Origin of the sequence: Pseudomonas sp. F8002, from assembly GCF_013385495.1 — a bacterium.
GTDB lineage: Bacteria > Pseudomonadota > Gammaproteobacteria > Pseudomonadales > Pseudomonadaceae > Aquipseudomonas.
On sequence record NZ_JACAPW010000025.1, the window covers coordinates 69,584 to 85,764 of the forward strand.

General features: G+C 55.3%; 13 protein-coding genes, 1 other RNA gene and 1 pseudogene. 9 read left to right on the forward strand and 6 right to left on the reverse strand.

The window, feature by feature from the left end:
* Positions 1-41: 41 nt before the first annotated feature.
* Entirely contained in the window at positions 42-809 is a 768-nt protein-coding gene (locus HX811_RS19420) for an FCD domain-containing protein (RefSeq protein WP_003212240.1), read from the reverse strand.
* A gap of 261 nt (positions 810-1,070) precedes the next feature.
* On the opposite strand from HX811_RS19420, the gene HX811_RS19425 reads away from it, so the two are divergent.
* From HX811_RS19425 to HX811_RS19445, 5 genes are all read left to right on the forward strand, one after another.
* On the forward strand, positions 1,071-2,765 hold the full coding sequence (locus HX811_RS19425) for a lactate permease LctP family transporter (RefSeq protein WP_003212243.1): 1,695 nt from the start codon (positions 1,071-1,073) through the stop codon (positions 2,763-2,765).
* A gap of 70 nt (positions 2,766-2,835) precedes the next feature.
* Positions 2,836-5,646: an FAD-binding and (Fe-S)-binding domain-containing protein gene (locus tag HX811_RS19430; protein WP_177046927.1), complete on the forward strand. Its 2,811-nt coding sequence runs from the start codon at positions 2,836-2,838 to the stop codon at positions 5,644-5,646.
* 186 nt (positions 5,647-5,832) lie between these two features.
* A complete protein-coding gene (locus tag HX811_RS19435) occupies positions 5,833-6,117 on the forward strand; it encodes a hypothetical protein (RefSeq protein WP_003212250.1) in 285 nt (94 codons plus the stop codon).
* A 102-nt stretch (positions 6,118-6,219) separates the two neighbouring features.
* Positions 6,220-6,613, forward strand: a transfer-messenger RNA (tmRNA) gene (gene ssrA, locus HX811_RS19440).
* 119 nt (positions 6,614-6,732) lie between these two features.
* On the forward strand, positions 6,733-7,569 hold the full coding sequence (locus tag HX811_RS19445; RefSeq protein ID WP_177046929.1) for a hypothetical protein: 837 nt from the start codon (positions 6,733-6,735) through the stop codon (positions 7,567-7,569).
* A gap of 184 nt (positions 7,570-7,753) precedes the next feature.
* Here HX811_RS19445 and HX811_RS19450 read toward each other — a convergent pair whose 3' ends face one another.
* Both HX811_RS19450 and HX811_RS19455 read right to left on the reverse strand, forming a co-directional pair.
* Positions 7,754-8,656: an acetoacetate decarboxylase gene (locus tag HX811_RS19450; RefSeq protein ID WP_177046931.1), complete on the reverse strand. Its 903-nt coding sequence runs from the start codon at positions 8,654-8,656 to the stop codon at positions 7,754-7,756.
* A gap of 187 nt (positions 8,657-8,843) precedes the next feature.
* Entirely contained in the window at positions 8,844-9,575 is a 732-nt protein-coding gene (locus HX811_RS19455) for a PA1136 family autoinducer-binding transcriptional regulator (RefSeq protein ID WP_177046933.1), read from the reverse strand.
* Between the two features lie 167 nt (positions 9,576-9,742).
* Here HX811_RS19455 and hchA point away from each other — a divergent pair, with 167 nt between their 5' ends.
* The 3 genes and pseudogenes from hchA to HX811_RS19470 all read left to right on the forward strand — a co-directional run bounded on the left by hchA (position 9,743) and on the right by HX811_RS19470 (position 12,676).
* Positions 9,743-10,621, forward strand: coding sequence for a glyoxalase III HchA (hchA, locus tag HX811_RS19460; RefSeq protein ID WP_177046935.1), 879 nt, complete (start codon positions 9,743-9,745; stop codon positions 10,619-10,621).
* A 350-nt stretch (positions 10,622-10,971) separates the two neighbouring features.
* Positions 10,972-11,623, forward strand: a pseudogene (locus HX811_RS19465) (SOS response-associated peptidase).
* A 321-nt stretch (positions 11,624-11,944) separates the two neighbouring features.
* Complete coding sequence (locus tag HX811_RS19470) at positions 11,945-12,676, forward strand: hypothetical protein (RefSeq protein WP_177046937.1); 732 nt, start codon at positions 11,945-11,947, stop codon at positions 12,674-12,676.
* Between the two features lie 434 nt (positions 12,677-13,110).
* Here the strand turns inward: HX811_RS19470 and HX811_RS19475 are convergent, their stop codons facing one another.
* Positions 13,111-13,680 carry a TetR/AcrR family transcriptional regulator gene (locus HX811_RS19475; protein WP_177046939.1) on the reverse strand — a complete coding sequence of 190 codons (570 nt, stop codon included), beginning with the start codon at positions 13,678-13,680 and terminating at the stop codon, positions 13,111-13,113.
* Between the two features lie 267 nt (positions 13,681-13,947).
* On the opposite strand from HX811_RS19475, the gene HX811_RS19480 reads away from it, so the two are divergent.
* The gene (locus tag HX811_RS19480; RefSeq protein WP_177046941.1) at positions 13,948-14,379 is read left to right on the forward strand and encodes a VOC family protein; all 432 of its coding nucleotides are present in this window, start codon (positions 13,948-13,950) and stop codon (positions 14,377-14,379) included.
* Positions 14,380-14,560: 181 nt separating this feature from the next.
* On the opposite strand, the gene HX811_RS19485 is transcribed toward HX811_RS19480, so the two are convergent.
* Together HX811_RS19485 and HX811_RS19490 are read right to left on the reverse strand one after the other, a co-directional pair.
* Positions 14,561-15,328 carry a DNA adenine methylase gene (locus HX811_RS19485; RefSeq protein WP_177046943.1) on the reverse strand — a complete coding sequence of 256 codons (768 nt, stop codon included), beginning with the start codon at positions 15,326-15,328 and terminating at the stop codon, positions 14,561-14,563.
* Between the two features lie 97 nt (positions 15,329-15,425).
* Positions 15,426-16,142 carry a hypothetical protein gene (locus HX811_RS19490; RefSeq protein ID WP_177046945.1) on the reverse strand — a complete coding sequence of 239 codons (717 nt, stop codon included), beginning with the start codon at positions 16,140-16,142 and terminating at the stop codon, positions 15,426-15,428.
* Between the last annotated feature and the right edge of the window lie 39 nt (positions 16,143-16,181).

Below are 16,181 nucleotides of genomic sequence, written 5' to 3' on the forward strand. Positions count from 1 at the left end.
GATGTGGATGACGGAGCCCGCTCCCTCATCCACAGCATTTGCTACATCCCTTTGCGCCGTTCCGCCCGGGCCATGCGCTGAACCTCCTGCCGCACTTCCTCCAGCACTTCCTGCACATACAGCAGGTGACGTGTTGAGACTTCCCGTGCCTGCTCGGCGCGCCCCTCGATAATCGCCAGGTACAGGTCCCGATGCTGATTGATCAGCATGTCGCGGGTCTCCGTACGCTGCTGGTACATGCCGCCAATATTGGTCACCACATTACGCTTGAGCAGGTCGAACAGGCCGCGAATGGTGTGCAGCAATACCGCGTTGTGGCTGGCCTCGGCGATGGCCAGGTGAAACCTCGCATCCGCCGCGCCCTCTTCCGCCCGGCTCACTTCATCCGACCGCGTGTAGCAATCCTGCAACTCCTCGAACGCTGCCGTTAGCCGCTCGCGGTCCACCTCAGTGGCACGCAACGCTGCGTAATACGCGCACGAGGCCTCCAGGGTCTGACGAAACTCCAGAAGATCACGCTGAGCCTCCGGATTATTTTCCAGCAGATGCAGCAGCGGATCACTGAAGGTTGAACCCAGCGACTCCACCACATAATTGCCACCACCTTGGCGACTGATCAGCAAACCTTTTGCCACCAGCTTCTGGATCGCCTCACGCAACGACGGACGCGACACCCCGAACTGCTCGGCCAGTGCGCGCTCGGCCGGCAAGCGCTCGCCCGACTTCAGCGTGCCCTCAAGGATCATGCCCTCAAGCTGCTCGACGATGTCGTCAGACAAACGGCGCTGACGCACCTGATCAAACCCCATAACTCACTCTCCACCATCCCGACCACTCGCCGGGGCCCCTATTCTGGCCTATCGCCGCGTATCCGGCACCTATCAGAACGCCCTCGTTTAAGCCAATCAGCACCCATCAACCCCGACCTACGACCAAAGATTCACAAGCGGCAAATTGACACATCCCCCAGAAGGCTTTTAACCTAGCCAACGGTGATTGTAAATTGGTAATACCAATTATCCAAATCATCCAAGCAGTGCCTGACCAACAACAATTAGGGGCCACCCCATATGCAAACCTGGCAACAGCTCTACAGCCCGCTCGGCAGCCTCGGCCTGTCCGCACTGGCCGCCGTCATTCCCATCGTATTTTTCTTCCTGGCCCTGGCGGTGTTTCGCCTCAAAGGCCACGTTGCGGGCAGCATCACCCTGGCACTGTCGATCCTGGTGGCGATCTTTGCCTTCCAGATGCCGGTCGACATGGCGCTCGCCGCCGCCGGTTATGGCTTCGCCTACGGCCTGTGGCCAATCGCCTGGATCATCGTCGCCGCCGTATTCCTGTACAAACTGACGGTCAAGAGCGGCCAGTTCGAAATCATCCGCAGCTCCGTGCTGTCGATTACCGACGACCAGCGCCTGCAAGTGCTGCTGATCGGCTTCTGCTTCGGCGCGTTCCTGGAAGGCGCCGCCGGTTTCGGCGCACCGGTGGCGATTACCGCCGCACTGCTGGTAGGCCTGGGTTTCAACCCGCTGTACGCCGCCGGCCTGTGCCTGATTGCCAACACCGCCCCGGTTGCGTTCGGCGCACTGGGGATTCCGATCATCGTGGCCGGGCAAGTGACCGGGATCGACGCGTTCAAGATCGGCGCCATGGCCGGTCGCCAGCTGCCGCTGCTGTCGCTGTTCGTGCCGTTCTGGCTGGTGTTCATGATGGACGGCCTGCGCGGCGTCAAGGAAACCTGGCCAGCCGCACTGGTTGCAGGCCTGAGCTTCGCCGTTACCCAGTTCTTCACCTCGAACTACATCGGCCCGGAACTGCCGGACATCACCTCGGCCCTGGCCAGCCTGATTTCCCTGACCCTGTTCCTGAAAGTCTGGCAGCCCAAGCGCAGTGCCGGCGCGCAAATCGTTGGCGCAACGTCCGGCACTGCCGTCACTGCCAGCGCCGGTGGCTTTGGCCTGCCTCGCAACACCCTGGCTTCGCCTTACAGCCTGGGGGAAATTTTCAAGGCCTGGTCGCCGTTCCTGATCCTGACCGTGCTGGTCACCATCTGGACCCTCAAGCCGTTCAAGGCGATGTTTGCCGCCGGCGGCGCGATGTACAGCTCGGTATTCAACTTTGCGATCCCGCACCTGGATCAACTGGTGATCAAGGTTGCGCCCATCGTTGCTACGCCAACGGCCATCCCCGCGGTATTCAAGCTTGATCCGATTTCGGCAACCGGCACGGCGATTTTCTTCTCCGCCTTGGTTTCGATGCTGGTGCTGAAGATCGATTTCAAAACTGGTCTGACCACCTTGAAAGAAACCTTTTATGAGCTGCGCTGGCCGATCCTTTCCATCGGCATGGTGCTGGCCTTTGCCTTCGTCACCAACTATTCGGGCATGTCATCAACCATGGCCCTGGTGCTGGCGGCTACCGGCGCAGCATTCCCGTTCTTCTCGCCATTCCTTGGCTGGCTCGGAGTGTTTCTGACCGGCTCCGACACCTCGTCCAACGCGCTGTTCAGCTCGCTGCAAGCCACTACCGCGCACCAGATCGGCGTCAACGACACCTTGCTGGTAGCGGCGAATACCAGCGGCGGCGTGACCGGCAAGATGATCTCGCCGCAGTCGATCGCCGTGGCATGCGCCGCCACTGGCCTGGTGGGCAAGGAATCCGACCTGTTCCGCTTTACCCTCAAGCACAGCCTGTTTTTCGCGACGATCGTCGGGCTGATCACCTTGGCCCAGGCTTACTGGTTCACCGGTATGCTGGTGCACTAAGACCTGCACGCGATAGGGTAAGAACCGACGCCGGGCAGCGATTCCGGCGTCTGCTATTTCTGGAGGACCGATGAGCCTGCCTGCTGCTTTTCTGAGCGACGCCGCACAACTGATCCCGAAAGATCGTCGTTTCGACGATCCACTTTCCACCCTCGCCTTCGGCACCGACGCCAGCTTTTACCGACTGATCCCACAACTGGTAATCCGGGTTGAATCGGAAGATGAAGTGGTGGCCCTGCTGCAACTGGCCCAGCGCGACCGCGTGCCGGTGACCTTTCGTGCGGCGGGCACCAGCCTTTCGGGACAGGCCATCAGCGACTCGGTACTGATCGTGCTGGGGGACAATTGGAACGGGCGCGAGATTCGCGGCCAGGGCACACAAATCCGCTTGCAGCCCGGCGTGATCGGGGCGCAAGCCAACGCCTGGCTGGCGCCATTCGGGCGCAAGATCGGTCCGGATCCGGCGTCGATCAATGCCTGCAAGATTGGCGGCATCGTCGCCAACAATGCCAGCGGCATGTGCTGCGGCACGGCGCAGAATACCTATCACACCCTGGCGGGCATTCGCTTGGTGCTGGCCGACGGCAGCCGCCTGGACACGGAAGATCCGGCCAGTGTTGCGGCCTTTCGCCAACGTCACGGCGACCTGCTTGAACGCCTGGCAACCCTGGGTCGCGAAACCCGGGCCAACGCCGAATTGGCTGCAAAAATCCGCCACAAATACCGTCTGAAAAATACCACCGGGTTGTCACTCAACGCCCTGGTGGATTTCGACGAGCCACTGGATATCCTCAGCCATTTGCTGGTCGGCTCCGAAGGCACCCTGGGCTTTATCAGCGCAGTGACCTACGACACGGTGATCGACCACCCGAACAAAGCCTCGGCCCTGATCGTGTTCCCGGATGTGGAAACCTGCTGCAACGCGGTGACCGTACTCAAAACCCAACCTGTTTCAGCGGTTGAACTGCTGGACCGCCGCAGCATGCGTTCGGTGCAGGACAAACCCGGCATGCCGGCTTTCGTACAGCAGCTATCGGAAAATGCCTGCGCCCTGCTGATCGAATCCCGCGCCGCCTCGCCCTCGCTGCTGCATGAGCAACTGGCGCTGATCATGGCTTCCCTGGCCAGCTTCCCGGTGGAGAAACAAGTCGACTTCACTGAAGACCCGGTGGAAAACGCCCGGCTGTGGGCGATCCGCAAAGACACCTTCCCCGCCGTAGGCGCCGTGCGTAAAACCGGCACCACCGTGATTATCGAAGACGTGACCTTCCCGGTGGAACAACTGGCCATTGGCGTTAATCGCCTGATCGAGCTGTTCGACAAACATCACTACGACGAAGCGATCCTTTTCGGACACGCCCTGGAAGGCAATCTGCACTTTGTGTTCACCCAAGGCTTCAACAGCGCGCAAGAAGTCGCACGCTACCAGGCGTTCATGGACGACGTCGCCCAGTTGGTGGCCGTGGAGTTTGGCGGCTCGCTGAAGGCCGAGCACGGTACCGGTCGCAACATGGCGCCCTTTGTCGAACTGGAATGGGGCAGCGATGCCTACCAATTGATGTGGCAGCTCAAGCGCCTGCTTGACCCCAATGGCATTCTCAACCCGGACGTGGTGCTCAGCGAAGACCCGCAAATCCACCTCAAGCACCTCAAGCCACTGCCCGCCGCCGACGAGCTTGTGGATAAGTGCATCGAGTGCGGTTTCTGCGAACCAGTTTGCCCGTCGAAAGGACTGACCCTGAGCCCGCGCCAGCGCATTGTGATCTGGCGTGATATCCAGGCCAGGAAACGCGCCGGTATCGACACCACTGAACTGGAAGCGGCCTATCAATACCAGGGCATCGACACCTGCGCGGCCACCGGGCTTTGCGCCCAACGCTGCCCGGTAGGCATCAATACCGGCGACCTGGTGAAAAAGCTGCGCAGCCGCGACGCCGACCGTACGAAAACCGCCGAATGGCTGTCGACGCACTTCGCCACGGCACTGCAAGGTGCGCGCTTCACCCTGCACGTGGCCAACGGTGCGCGCATGCTGCTGGGCGCTCCGCGACTGGCGAAGCTCTCGGCCACGGTAACCCGGCTGTCCAAGGGGCAAATCCCCCAGTGGACCAACGCCATGCCGCAACCGGAAAAGGCCATTCGCTTCAGCCCCGCCGTGAGCGATGAGCGCCCCCGCGTGGTGTACCTCGCCGCCTGCGTATCACGTGCGATGGGTCCGGCAGCCGGCGACAAAGAACAGATGTCGCTGTACGACAAAACCCGCGGCCTGCTGGAAAAAGCCGGTTACCAGGTAGTCTTCCCCGACAATCAGGACAACCTCTGCTGCGGCCAACCATTCGCATCCAAGGGCTACGCCGAACAAGCCGAACACAAACGCCAGGAACTGATCGGCGCCCTGCTCCACGCCAGCCGTGGCGGCCTCGACCCGATCTACTGCGACACCAGCCCGTGCACCCTGCGCCTGGTCCAGGACCTGGCCGAAACCCGTCTCGACCTCTACGACCCGGTACGCTTTATCCGCACGCACCTGATGGACCGCCTCGACTTCACCCCCCAGGAAGCCCCGATCGCCGTGCACGTCACCTGCAGCACCCAACACCTGGGAGAGAGCCAGGCGCTGATCGACTTGGCCAGGCGTTGCAGCAAAAACGTGGTGATCCCTGAAGGCATTCATTGCTGCGGGTTTGCCGGCGACAAAGGCTTTACCACGCCAGAGCTGAACGCGCACTCACTGCGCAGCCTGAAGGACGCCGTGCAGTATTGCAGCGAGGGCATTTCCACCAGCCGTACGTGTGAGATTGGCCTGACACAACACGGTGGAATTGATTACCACGGCCTGGTGTACCTGGTGGATCGAGTAACCCAGGCGCGCGCCCACTAGGGCCGCCCTCTTTGGGTGCAAAACCTAATGATTTCGGGGTTTTTCGACTAATCCAGCGACAAAACAGAACCCCTGCGCGCCGGTGTAGTCATCTGCATAGGCCTCGACAAACGAGGCTCATCAGTGACCTCGCTGGCTGCACGGAAAACCGGCAGCATCGAGCCCTATTTGCACAAGGAGATACCCATGAAGCGTTCCGCTCTTGCTGGTTTGTTCATTACCGCTGCGATGCTGGCGTCCCCCGCGTTTGCGGCCGGAACAAAAGACGATCTGTGCCAAATCAACCTGGACAAAATCAACAACGGTAAAGCGTTGCTCGCCACCGACACCAGCGGCAAATCTGGCGAAATCGACACCGCCGTTTCCCAAGCCAAGGCAGCCCATGCGGCAGGCGATGACAAGAAATGCATCGAGATCACCTCCAAGGCCCTGCAAAGCCTGCAAGACACGGACAAAGGCGGCAATCAGTAACTCGCTGATTGCTCAGGCCAACCTTCGGGTTGGCCTTCTGTGACCGATTGACGTACACTGCACAGGCTTGTCACTCACTAAGAAACAACGAGTTACAAGCACGGGGCCGTTTAGGATTCGACGCCGGTTGCGAAACTTTAGGTGCATGCCGAGTTGGTAACAGAACTCGTAAATCCACTGTTGCAACTTCTTATAGTTGCCAATGACGAAACCTACGGGGAATACGCTCTCGCTGCGTAAGCAGCCTTAGCCCTTCCCTCCTGGTACCTTCGGGTCCAGCAATCATCAGGGGATGTCTGTAAACCCAAAGTGATTGTCATATAGAACAGAATCGCCGTGCAGTACGTTGTGGACGAAGCGGCTAAAACTTACACAACTCGCCCAAAGCACCCTGCCCTTCGGGTCGCTGAGGGTTAACTTAATAGAAACGGCTACGCATGTAGTACCGACAGCGGAGTACTGGCGGACGGGGGTTCAAATCCCCCCGGCTCCACCAAATAAGCTATACAAATCAGGCACTTAGCGTTTATCGCAAGTGCCTTTTTTGTGCCTGAATGGGTAGTTTTGGCTCGGTTATGCCAGCTTAATGACAGCATCATACAGAGGTGTGACAGGATGGATTCGGTAGCTGCTCGGATCAGGGCGAGAGCCACTGGCAGGAAGACTGTTGAGGATTTATATCAGGACTCTAGCCGAGTCTACTTTATCCACTATGCTTGCGAGTCATTCGAAAAAAACGCTGCGACCGGCTCGGTCAAAGTGGTATTGATTGCTATCCGCAACCTACACAACGGCCAAACGAAATCGTGGTCGATTCTCAAATCAGCGGAGCTCGATGGATGCTTTACCGCAATCCCGTCCAATATCAATCGCCTCGAAAAAATAATGCTGGACGGGTTCTTCGGCTTCTTAAATGAGCATCCTGATTGTCGTTTCGTTCACTGGAACATGAGAGATGATCATTTCGGATTCTCGGCCCTTGAACATCGCCACAGGGCGTTGGACGGTGTTCCATTTGTCGTCCGAGATGGTCAGAAAGTAGATCTCTCCAGGTTGCTTTGGACCCTTTACGGAGATAATTACGCCTCCCACACCTCGAAAAGCGGCAGACCGGGAAGGATTTTTAGTCTCGTCGAGATGAACAACATTGGTGATAAAGGCGCGTTGAGCGGCGATGACGAGCCGAAAGCTTTTGAATCCGGAGATCACCTGAAGATGCAACAATCCACGCTTAGGAAGCTGGAAATTTTCAGCTGCATCTTTGAGCTCGTCCACCGCAAAAAGCTAAAAACTGAAGCAAGTTGGCTTGATGTGAACGGGCTCCACCCCGCCTATATCCTCGATTCAATCAAGCGCCATTGGATAGTGTCACTCTTCGCAGTTACGGGGACAGTTATTGGCGCTCTCTTAACTTGGTGGAAAGCGATAAACGCGTTTTTTCAGATTGAATAGCGCTGATAGCTCGGCCGGCAGTGGAAACCGCGATATTGCAGCAGTATGGGCTGCAGAAGTGCATAGGCCACGTTACTCGTGGCTTTCGGAGATCAACTGTCTAAAACTCTACCGTCATTTAACTGCGGGTTTGGTCAATGAAAGCGCGGTAGCTTGAGGTAGTTTTAGACAGTCCTAGCTGTACCTACTTGAGATAGTCGTGAACCACCTTGCCGGGCTCAAGAAGATAGTTGCCGAGCGTATGACGTACAGAAACGATCTCAAGGATCGGTAGTGCTGCGATCGGTATAGCTTCGTGATTGAATAGATCCAAGCTCGCAGCCCCCGTCCAAGCCTCTTTGAGATCAACTGTCGAATACTCGAACCTAACCAGTTCGGCGATGCGTGGCGTTTTCCCATCAACGTCTGGAATGATTTTGAGCACGACGCCCGGCACCCGCATTGACTTCGTCGCCTCGGCTAAATCTGCCTCCTTGAATTTGTAAGCCATGCTCGCACGGGCCACCAGCGCACCGTCGTATTCAAGAGTTCCGACATACGACTCGTTGTTCTGACCAACACGTGGGTGTCCGAACTTCTTCGGTAAACCCCAGACTTCTCGGCCAAGCATGATTGCGGTGACGTTCTCAGCCACCATCAAAGGACGGAAGCTAACCGCTTCCTCACCCAAGAAGCACGAGATGCCTTGGGCAAATTCATAATAGTCACCAATTCCTGGCGCAACCATCGAAAGAAAAGAAAGACTGACGATTGCGTCCTTTACGACAAGTGGCTCTGGCACGATTGCCCGTGCGAGCTCGATATCCGTTCGATAGCTGATCGTTAGCGAGGGCCGGTCGAGAAACCAGCTTGGCGGTTGCGCGTATGCCGGCGCGTGAATCGGCATCGAAAAAGCCTTCTGGCGAATACTCTCCGAAGTTAGCGGCGTTCCGGCTGACAAGTTTGGAAGGAATAAGCCTCCCGTGGAGCGTCCATAAGTTGTTCCCCCGTGCGAGGTCTGTGCAAGAAGGGGTGACGCCGCTGCAGCAAGGCCGATACCTGCTGTCACAAGTACCTCTCTGCGGGAAAGGCATATAGGACTGCTCATATCAACATCTCCTTGGTTGGCTTTATGTATTTTATGAACTAGAAACTGCATTCAAACCATGCAAATCAAATGGCACGAAAGGTGTCGCACACTGTGCCCACATACTAATTAGATCGCCTGCAATTTAAACGTGAACTGTGTGTTCGTTTGAAAGCCTGGCGTGACTATGACTTTTGTCATTAACAATTCAAATTTCGATGTCCCCCAGTTTCATTGCTTGGGCAACAGCATGTGCGGTAGAGGATGCGCCTAGACGGTGCCGAGCGGCACGCAAATGGTTTTCCACTGTTCGCTCGGAAATCATCATAATCGTTGCTATATGCGCTTGACTTTTACCCAGTGCAATCCATTGCAATACCTCGAGCTCACGCTTGGTGAGCGACTGGATCTCACTATACGTTCCGGGGCCGCGATGCCGTTTTAGCTCCAAAAATGCAATGCTGCAGAACGCTTGAGCGCTAAACTTCACCCCGTGACTCAGGTCAATATCCTCAGCGGCGAACGAAAAAGCACCTTCCAGACCTGCCCTACCAAAGATCGGCACTTGTATCCCGTTGACCCGCCCCAAATCGCGAACGCCCCTAACTATGCGATAGGTCATTTTGTCTGAATTGCGCGAAGGACTTTTCGACCAGAAAAATGGCTCTTCCGTCTCAAGGATATGCTTGGTTATTGGACAGTGCAGGAGGTAAGCATCCCGCTCATCTGCACTGCACCCCTCAATCCATTCTCCATGCACGAAGAACAACTCCTCGATAAGTTTTTCTACGGTCGGCCTTGGCGATATTCCGCAAATAATGACGCGATCGAAGCCCAACTTCGCAGAAAAGTCGATTACGCACTGACAGACAGCCTTTGCGTCAGGGGCTCTCCTTGCCTGTGCTACGCTTTCGAACAGGGTTTTCGCGAAGTCTGTCATCGCTCCTCCAGAATTTTTTTTATGATCCATGGGTATGGAACAGAGGCATATAGGGGAAATCCCTCATGTCTTATTTTACCCCGCGCGCATATGGTTTTGATTGAGGGCTGAATTCCCATCCGGGTCCCAAGCATTGATACCTCAACCACTGAAAAAAGGAAGCAATCATGAACACCGAAAGTATCGATACAAGCAAAAAGCCCACGCCAGATCCGGCAGAGCAGAACGCATTCTTCCCTTCTAGCTACTCTCTCACTCAGTACACATCTTCAAAGACCGACTTCGATGGCGCTAACTATCCAAATCCTTACAAAGGAAAGCTGAAAGTTTTGGTAATCGCTACCGACGAACGGTATGTCCTGATGCAGAACGGTACGATGTTTTCAACAGGTAATCACCCGGTTGAAATGTTGTTACCTATGTACCACCTCGACATGGCTGGTTTCGAATTCGATGTCGCAACCATTTCCGGCAATCCGGTAAAACTTGAAATGTGGGCCATGCCGGGTGAAGACGAAGCCGTCAGGAGTATCTACGAGAAATATCTGACTGAACTCAAATCACCACAAAAGCTCTCGGATATTTTGGCAAAAGGTCTCGAAGAAAACTCCCCATATATCGCTGTATTCATTCCCGGCGGCCACGGCGCTCTGGCTGGAATCCCACACAGCAAGGAAGTAAAAAAAGTACTTCAATGGGCCATGGACAACGACAAATTCATTATTACGTTGTGTCATGGTCCCGCCTCACTGCTCTCCGCAGCAGTCGATGAAAAAACAGAAGATTATCTTTTCAAGGGCTACAAAATTTGCGTATTTCCGGACTCTCTGGATAAAGGAGCAAATCTTGAGATCGGCTATATGCCCGGTCCCTTACCTTGGCTAGTTGGCGAAAGCTTGCAAAAACTCGGCGTGGAGATCCTAAACAAAGGCATTACTGGACAGTGTTTTCAAGACAGAAAACTGCTTACAGGCGATAGCCCCCTTGCTTCCAATAACCTTGGAAAGCTAGCTGCCGAGGCATTGCTGAAAGAAGTTAGCCTGTGATTTTTAAACAATAAGAGCTGCCCCTCAGAGTCATTGATGTGTACAGGACTTACGGGGGGCGACTGGTTCTTAGACAGATGCTCCACACCCGATTTTGACATCAAGCACGGAACGCCTGGATATTGAAGGGCGCCGCGCCCATTCATATCTTCAACCAGGCGAGGGGTGATTAGTAGCTCTCCTCCTGTGTGGCTGAGATGAAGCCAAGATCGTTGCCCTTGGGGAACCACGCCTCCATTGGGTTGATCTGTTCGACGTTGATCGGCATAACAAATTTTCGCGTCTAGTGTCTATCGAGTAGAGTCTGGCCATTGCTGGCGGTTCATTGGGGCCGACGAGCTGAGACGATTATGTGCGGAAGACTTTCTCAGTACAGCGGCATTCACGACTTCGTTGCACTTCGTTGCAGCGCTGAGCATGCACAATGCCTTGGCGAACTCCGTCGGTGAAACACCGCTCGAGCGCTACAACGTCGCCCCGACAACCCAAGTCGCCCTGCTCCACCTGCAGGGCGATTGGGCCAAGGACCGCGTAGCGCCTATTAATGCCCGCGTCGAGAAGGTGGCCCACGGACCGTTCTTCCGCGCGATCTGGCCACACCGGGCAATCACGCCCATCGATAACTGGTTTGAGTGGGTGGACGAAGGCGGGACGAAGAAGCAGCCCTACCTGGTACGCCGGCGGGATGGCGCGCCGGTGCTGTGTGCCGCCATAGGCCACCTGCCCGATGCCGGCGAAGGCCCCGGTGAGCATGACGGTTTCGTGATCATCACCGCCGACAGCGCCGGCGGAATGGTGGACATCCACGACCGGCGGCCCGTGGTGCTGGCGCCGGACCTGGCCAGGGAATGGTTGGACCCGGCCACGCCCAAGGAACGCGCCGAGCATATGGTGCTGCACCAGGGCGAACCGGCCGAGGCCTTCGAATGGTTCAAGGTCGATACGGCAGTGGGAAATGTGAAGAACAACCATGCTGAATTGATCGTACCCATAGAGGCCTAAAGGCACGCCTGTACGAGCTCTGAGGCACTTGCTACAAAGAACTCAATCAGGTTCAGCTTTGATTCAGGCGGAACCATCCGCCTTCTCTTAGACTCATACGTACGAGAGGAACGACACAAATTATTCATTCGGGAGGCATTGAGTTTCTGTCAGGATCCTCTACAGTCACGAAAGAGGTCGCGAGGTGCAAATTGCGAATCTGGTCGAAAAAGATACGTTTTTGGTGACTTTTTTCGACGAGCTGTAGTCTCAGTGATAGCTAAACGATAGCGTCGCTGATATTCTCGCGACCCTATCGAAGCCAGAGTAAGGGATTACTGGATGACAACAAACGTCTATGACCAATCAAAGCTACTCATCACGAGTGATTCACGATGGTCCATATTGACTGATTTTGGGGTCATCTACGTAGATGACACTGGCTTTGACAAAATTGAAATATCCAAGGATCACGCGTTCGTTTTTGCTGGCAACGCAGGAGTGATCCAGCTTTGGAAAGACTATATTCGCGCCTCGCAAGCAGGCATACCGCTCGCGAGACCGTCGGCTAAAGGCATTTCATTGCTTGTAGCCAAAATGGGATCTGGCTCATTTGTGGAAGCTTATGGGCAGGATATTTCCCTGCCAAGCAAAGCTAAGCCTGTCGTAAGCTTTGCCGGTACGGGTTCCCATCCAGCAGCAGTTTGTTGGTTCGCTAACAAATGCGGCAAGCGTGCAATTGATAGCGCCAAAGCGAGAGATTATTACAGCGGTGGAACAGTTTCATTTTTGGAGCTCGACACCGGCGTTGGAAATCAGCAAAACAACCGTAACGCAGACAAGCTAAGTGAAGCTTTTCTAGACAAGGGGATGGTTATGTACACACCAGGAATCACCAGCGCATCCGTACCGCTTAATCAAGCGGCGGCAAGCGACCCGCGCGTTGCTGAGTGGCTGAAGAAAATTGCCGAAGGATCGGTAGAAATCCAAGCCCCATGCGACTCCATGTTCGCTGAACCTACTGAAGAAGAGAATTCCCGCTTAGACGCGGCGATGGCCTCGATCTTCGGTTGATGCGCATTGCGCAAAAAAAGCCCGGCCATCACCGGGCTTTTTTTCGTCCTTAAAAAAGGCTGCAATTTCACCTTCTCCATACACTCCCCCTCCCTCAGTTAATCCGTTTTGTTCGTCAATTCGAAACAAAATGGTCTGGAAACTGTTTTCCAGGAAAACCCCACATATAGATATTTTTCGCTATTGAGATACAAGATAATGCGTTTTGAGAGGTATGGCAACGCACTACCTGTGGATAACTCTGTGGGTATAATGTGTATTAAACGTGGAATAGGCGTGTAGGCCGCAGTACTTGTGCATTGCGCCGTTTGTCACCGAATAAAATAATTAGAAAACAAAGGCTTAGAACATCCCCCTACCTTTCCCTTCAAGCCGAAGAACGTGAAAAAGATAGCGCCCAACAGTCCAGACGTAGGCCTGACACTCTTATAAGCTCACTGCGGGCTTTTCGTTAGGGTCCTTGCCTCAAGGTACATTTCCTGGGCGTCTGCCAGAATTTCGAGCCACTCCTTTTCTGTCATTTCCTTCAGCCCCAGAGCCCTCAGAAAAAACGCCCCTTCGACGGCTAGATAGGCAAGACGGCCGCGACGCCCCGCGCTCGAAGGCGCATCAAATTGCCCAAGCATTTTGAAGTAGAACAAGCGCGCCGGCTCGAGCATTGCTGGGGCGTGAATTAAGGCCGCCATCAAATTCGCAGCTTTGTTTGCGATTGATACGTCCTCGCTCCTTGCCGTGTCTATGTAGCCAAGCAAAGTCGGATGCAGATCTTCCGAGTGTTTTTTTGCGTTCTGCAACACTTCGGTACCGAACCGGCTCACCTCTCTGTCAAGCATCGCGAGAATCAATTGGTCCTTGGTGGGAAAAATATAAAGCAGACCGCCTTTGCTTATTCCGGCGTGTTTCGCGACCGCCTCAAGCGTAAATCGCTGGACGCCCGTCTCAATAACGACAGATTTTGCAGCATCTAAAACGAGATCTGGGTCTATTGTTTTCTTACGAGTCACGTGCTAGCCTCTTTTTATCCGTCTAACCAGACGGATTATTCTGTTAGCGTCAGGTGATGGTTCCATCGATAGGTTGAGTGTACCAAATCAGCGTTGCTCATCCTTCGGAGTAGGGCTGACTCAACACCGCATTGAGCGAGGCGACAGGTCCCAACGAAGGCAAGCTCTATTGGTGACCATCGCAAAAGCCATGTCGCTACAGAAAAAAACTCACGGATAAGAGTGCGTAACTCAAACTCGTTATTGACCGTATTTAGAGCCTAAAAAATGAACAGCACCTTACCCGCAGCAGCAATCGGACACTTCGTTCTCAAAGTCGAGAACATAGATCACAGCTACGAGTTCTACACGAAGCTCGGCCTGCGACCGTTCGCAAAATATCCAGACGTGGCGATTATCGAATTGCGAGGCGGGACCCACATCTTGATTTTCAGCAAGCACGAGGAACTGCCTTTCAAGATCAGTTCGAGCCACCTGGGCCAGCGAAGCGCCTTCTTCAATGAGCAGTTGGACTTGATGATTGCAGGCTCGTCCAAGGGCGACCTCGAACAATACAGATCAACCTTGGTCGGCCGCGGTTTAGACGTAGGCGAAATTTCTCAGGATCAATTATTCGGACACAATTTCTTCCAATTAACCGACCCTGATGGAAATGGCATAACGTTCTACACCAGTCATACAGGTAGTTTGCCGGTTTAATCCTTAAGGAACTGAAAGGCTAAGCCGCCACCGGTACCCACCTCTTAGGTGGGTACTGCTGTTTACAATCCACTATCAGATCCGCGTCAATCCGATATATCCCTGGCAGGCCGTCGCGTGAACAGTCCTTGGTCGCGGGTCGCGGTGTTGGCAACAGCAGGACTCAACCCAGGCGACCTATCTACCAGTTCATAATTGCCAGCTCACCGGTGACCGCAGCTTTCCCCTGCCTTGGATTCGCGGTGCTGTAGCGGATATCCATCATCTCCAGACGGAACCCATCGAACACACGGCGCACGTCTGGATGATCGTTGATGCTGATCATCACCTTGCCCTGGCACTTCCGCATGAAGTCGGCCATTCGCTCGTACTCCTCAAAGCCGAAGTCCTCCCCATAGCCCTGGGTCTTCCAATACGGAGGGTCCATATAGTGGAACGTGTGGGGTCGGTCATATTTCTCCGCACACTTGAGCCATGGAAGATTTTCGACGTACGTCCCAGAAAGGCGTTGCCAGGCTTCTGACAGGTTCTCCTCGATCCGCAACAAGTTGATGGGTCGGCCGGTGGTAGCTGTACCGAAGGTTTGTCCGGTTGCCTTGGCGCCGAAAGCATGGTGCTGAAGATAGAAGAACCGTGCAGCCCTCTGGATATCCGTCAGGGTTTGCGGCACCGCCATTTTTTGCCACTCAAAGATCTGCCGCGAGCTGAGTGCCCATTTGAACTGGCGTACGAACTCCTCGAGATGGTGCTGAACGACACGGTATAGGTTCACCAGGTCGCCATTGAGGTCGTTTAGGACCTCCACTCGGGCAGGCTGGTCGCGCTTGAAGTAAAGCGCGGCGCCGCCGGCAAACACTTCCACATAGCATTCGTGATCAGGGAAAAGCGCCAGCAGGCGCTTGGAAAGTCGCCGTTTACCGCCCATCCATGGAACGATTGGATTCGCCATCATTGCACTCCTTTGCGTTTACGCGCCCTTCCTGGACGCGAAATGTCCGAAACGGTGACCCGTTTCGGTGTAATTCCTTGGCTCGTGATTACTCGACCTAAGTAGCGGCATCCACCTGATTGCCCAAACTCTCTGCCAACTCGGCCTGACGAGCTTCCTCCTGGCGAAGCGCCTCAAGCCGCTGCTGATGCTGCTGGATTTGTCGCCAGCGCGAGATATGACGATCGGTCGCGTGGTCGTACTCAGCAGCAGACACCTTTTGTTGCGGGAAGTCCTGAATGCTGTCCCAGGCCGCCGGGTCGAGCCGAAGCACGTCGCGATGCAGTGCATAACGCAGCTGGTCAGCCATGATTGATTGCACTGCAGCGGGCAACTCGCCGGGCTCCGCATCTGGAGCAAAGCCAATCAGCTGCATTGCCGCGTCGAGGGCGGCCGCCTTCTCCATCAGTGGGGTATGGACATCCTGTAGCGCGCGGCAGTTGCTGACCGATTGATCCACCATTGAGCGCAGCGACAGACACTCGCCCTTTGTGCGCTCCGCCTGGTCCTGCTTTGCACAAAGCAGGCCGACCATCGCCTCATAGATATGAACCGACGCCTTGCTCGGCTTTTGAGCCTTGGTTGATGTGCAGGCAGGACATGCGCCCCCCTGGCGCTGAGACATTGGGCCAAACCAACCACAACGGCAGGAACAGAGCTGCTGACCGGCCAGTGGAATAGGTTTGAGGTTCGCGATTGGTTCGGGCTCGCCGGGCCTGATGCGATCAGGGTCTTGAAACGGCGGCGTTATGGATTCTGGAGGTTTTCCAGGCATATTAAGCACCTGCGGTATAGGGCCTCACGGCCGGATTGT

Bases quoted from the DNA above. Each gene is read 5' to 3' on its own strand.
- HX811_RS19470 (WP_177046937.1), top strand. From the start codon at position 11,945: ATGACAACAAACGTCTATGACCAATCAAAGCTACTCATCACGAGTGAT.
- HX811_RS19420 (WP_003212240.1), bottom strand. From the start codon at position 809: ATGGGGTTTGATCAGGTGCGTCAGCGCCGTTTGTCTGACGACATCGTC.
- HX811_RS19445 (WP_177046929.1), top strand. From the start codon at position 6,733: ATGGATTCGGTAGCTGCTCGGATCAGGGCGAGAGCCACTGGCAGGAAG.
- HX811_RS19480 (WP_177046941.1), top strand. From the start codon at position 13,948: ATGAACAGCACCTTACCCGCAGCAGCAATCGGACACTTCGTTCTCAAA.
- HX811_RS19430 (WP_177046927.1), top strand. From the start codon at position 2,836: ATGAGCCTGCCTGCTGCTTTTCTGAGCGACGCCGCACAACTGATCCCG.
- HX811_RS19435 (WP_003212250.1), top strand. From the start codon at position 5,833: ATGAAGCGTTCCGCTCTTGCTGGTTTGTTCATTACCGCTGCGATGCTG.
- HX811_RS19425 (WP_003212243.1), top strand. From the start codon at position 1,071: ATGCAAACCTGGCAACAGCTCTACAGCCCGCTCGGCAGCCTCGGCCTG.
- HX811_RS19455 (WP_177046933.1), bottom strand. From the start codon at position 9,575: ATGACAGACTTCGCGAAAACCCTGTTCGAAAGCGTAGCACAGGCAAGG.
- hchA (WP_177046935.1), top strand. From the start codon at position 9,743: ATGAACACCGAAAGTATCGATACAAGCAAAAAGCCCACGCCAGATCCG.
- HX811_RS19490 (WP_177046945.1), bottom strand. From the start codon at position 16,142: ATGCCTGGAAAACCTCCAGAATCCATAACGCCGCCGTTTCAAGACCCT.
- HX811_RS19450 (WP_177046931.1), bottom strand. From the start codon at position 8,656: ATGAGCAGTCCTATATGCCTTTCCCGCAGAGAGGTACTTGTGACAGCA.
- HX811_RS19485 (WP_177046943.1), bottom strand. From the start codon at position 15,328: ATGGCGAATCCAATCGTTCCATGGATGGGCGGTAAACGGCGACTTTCC.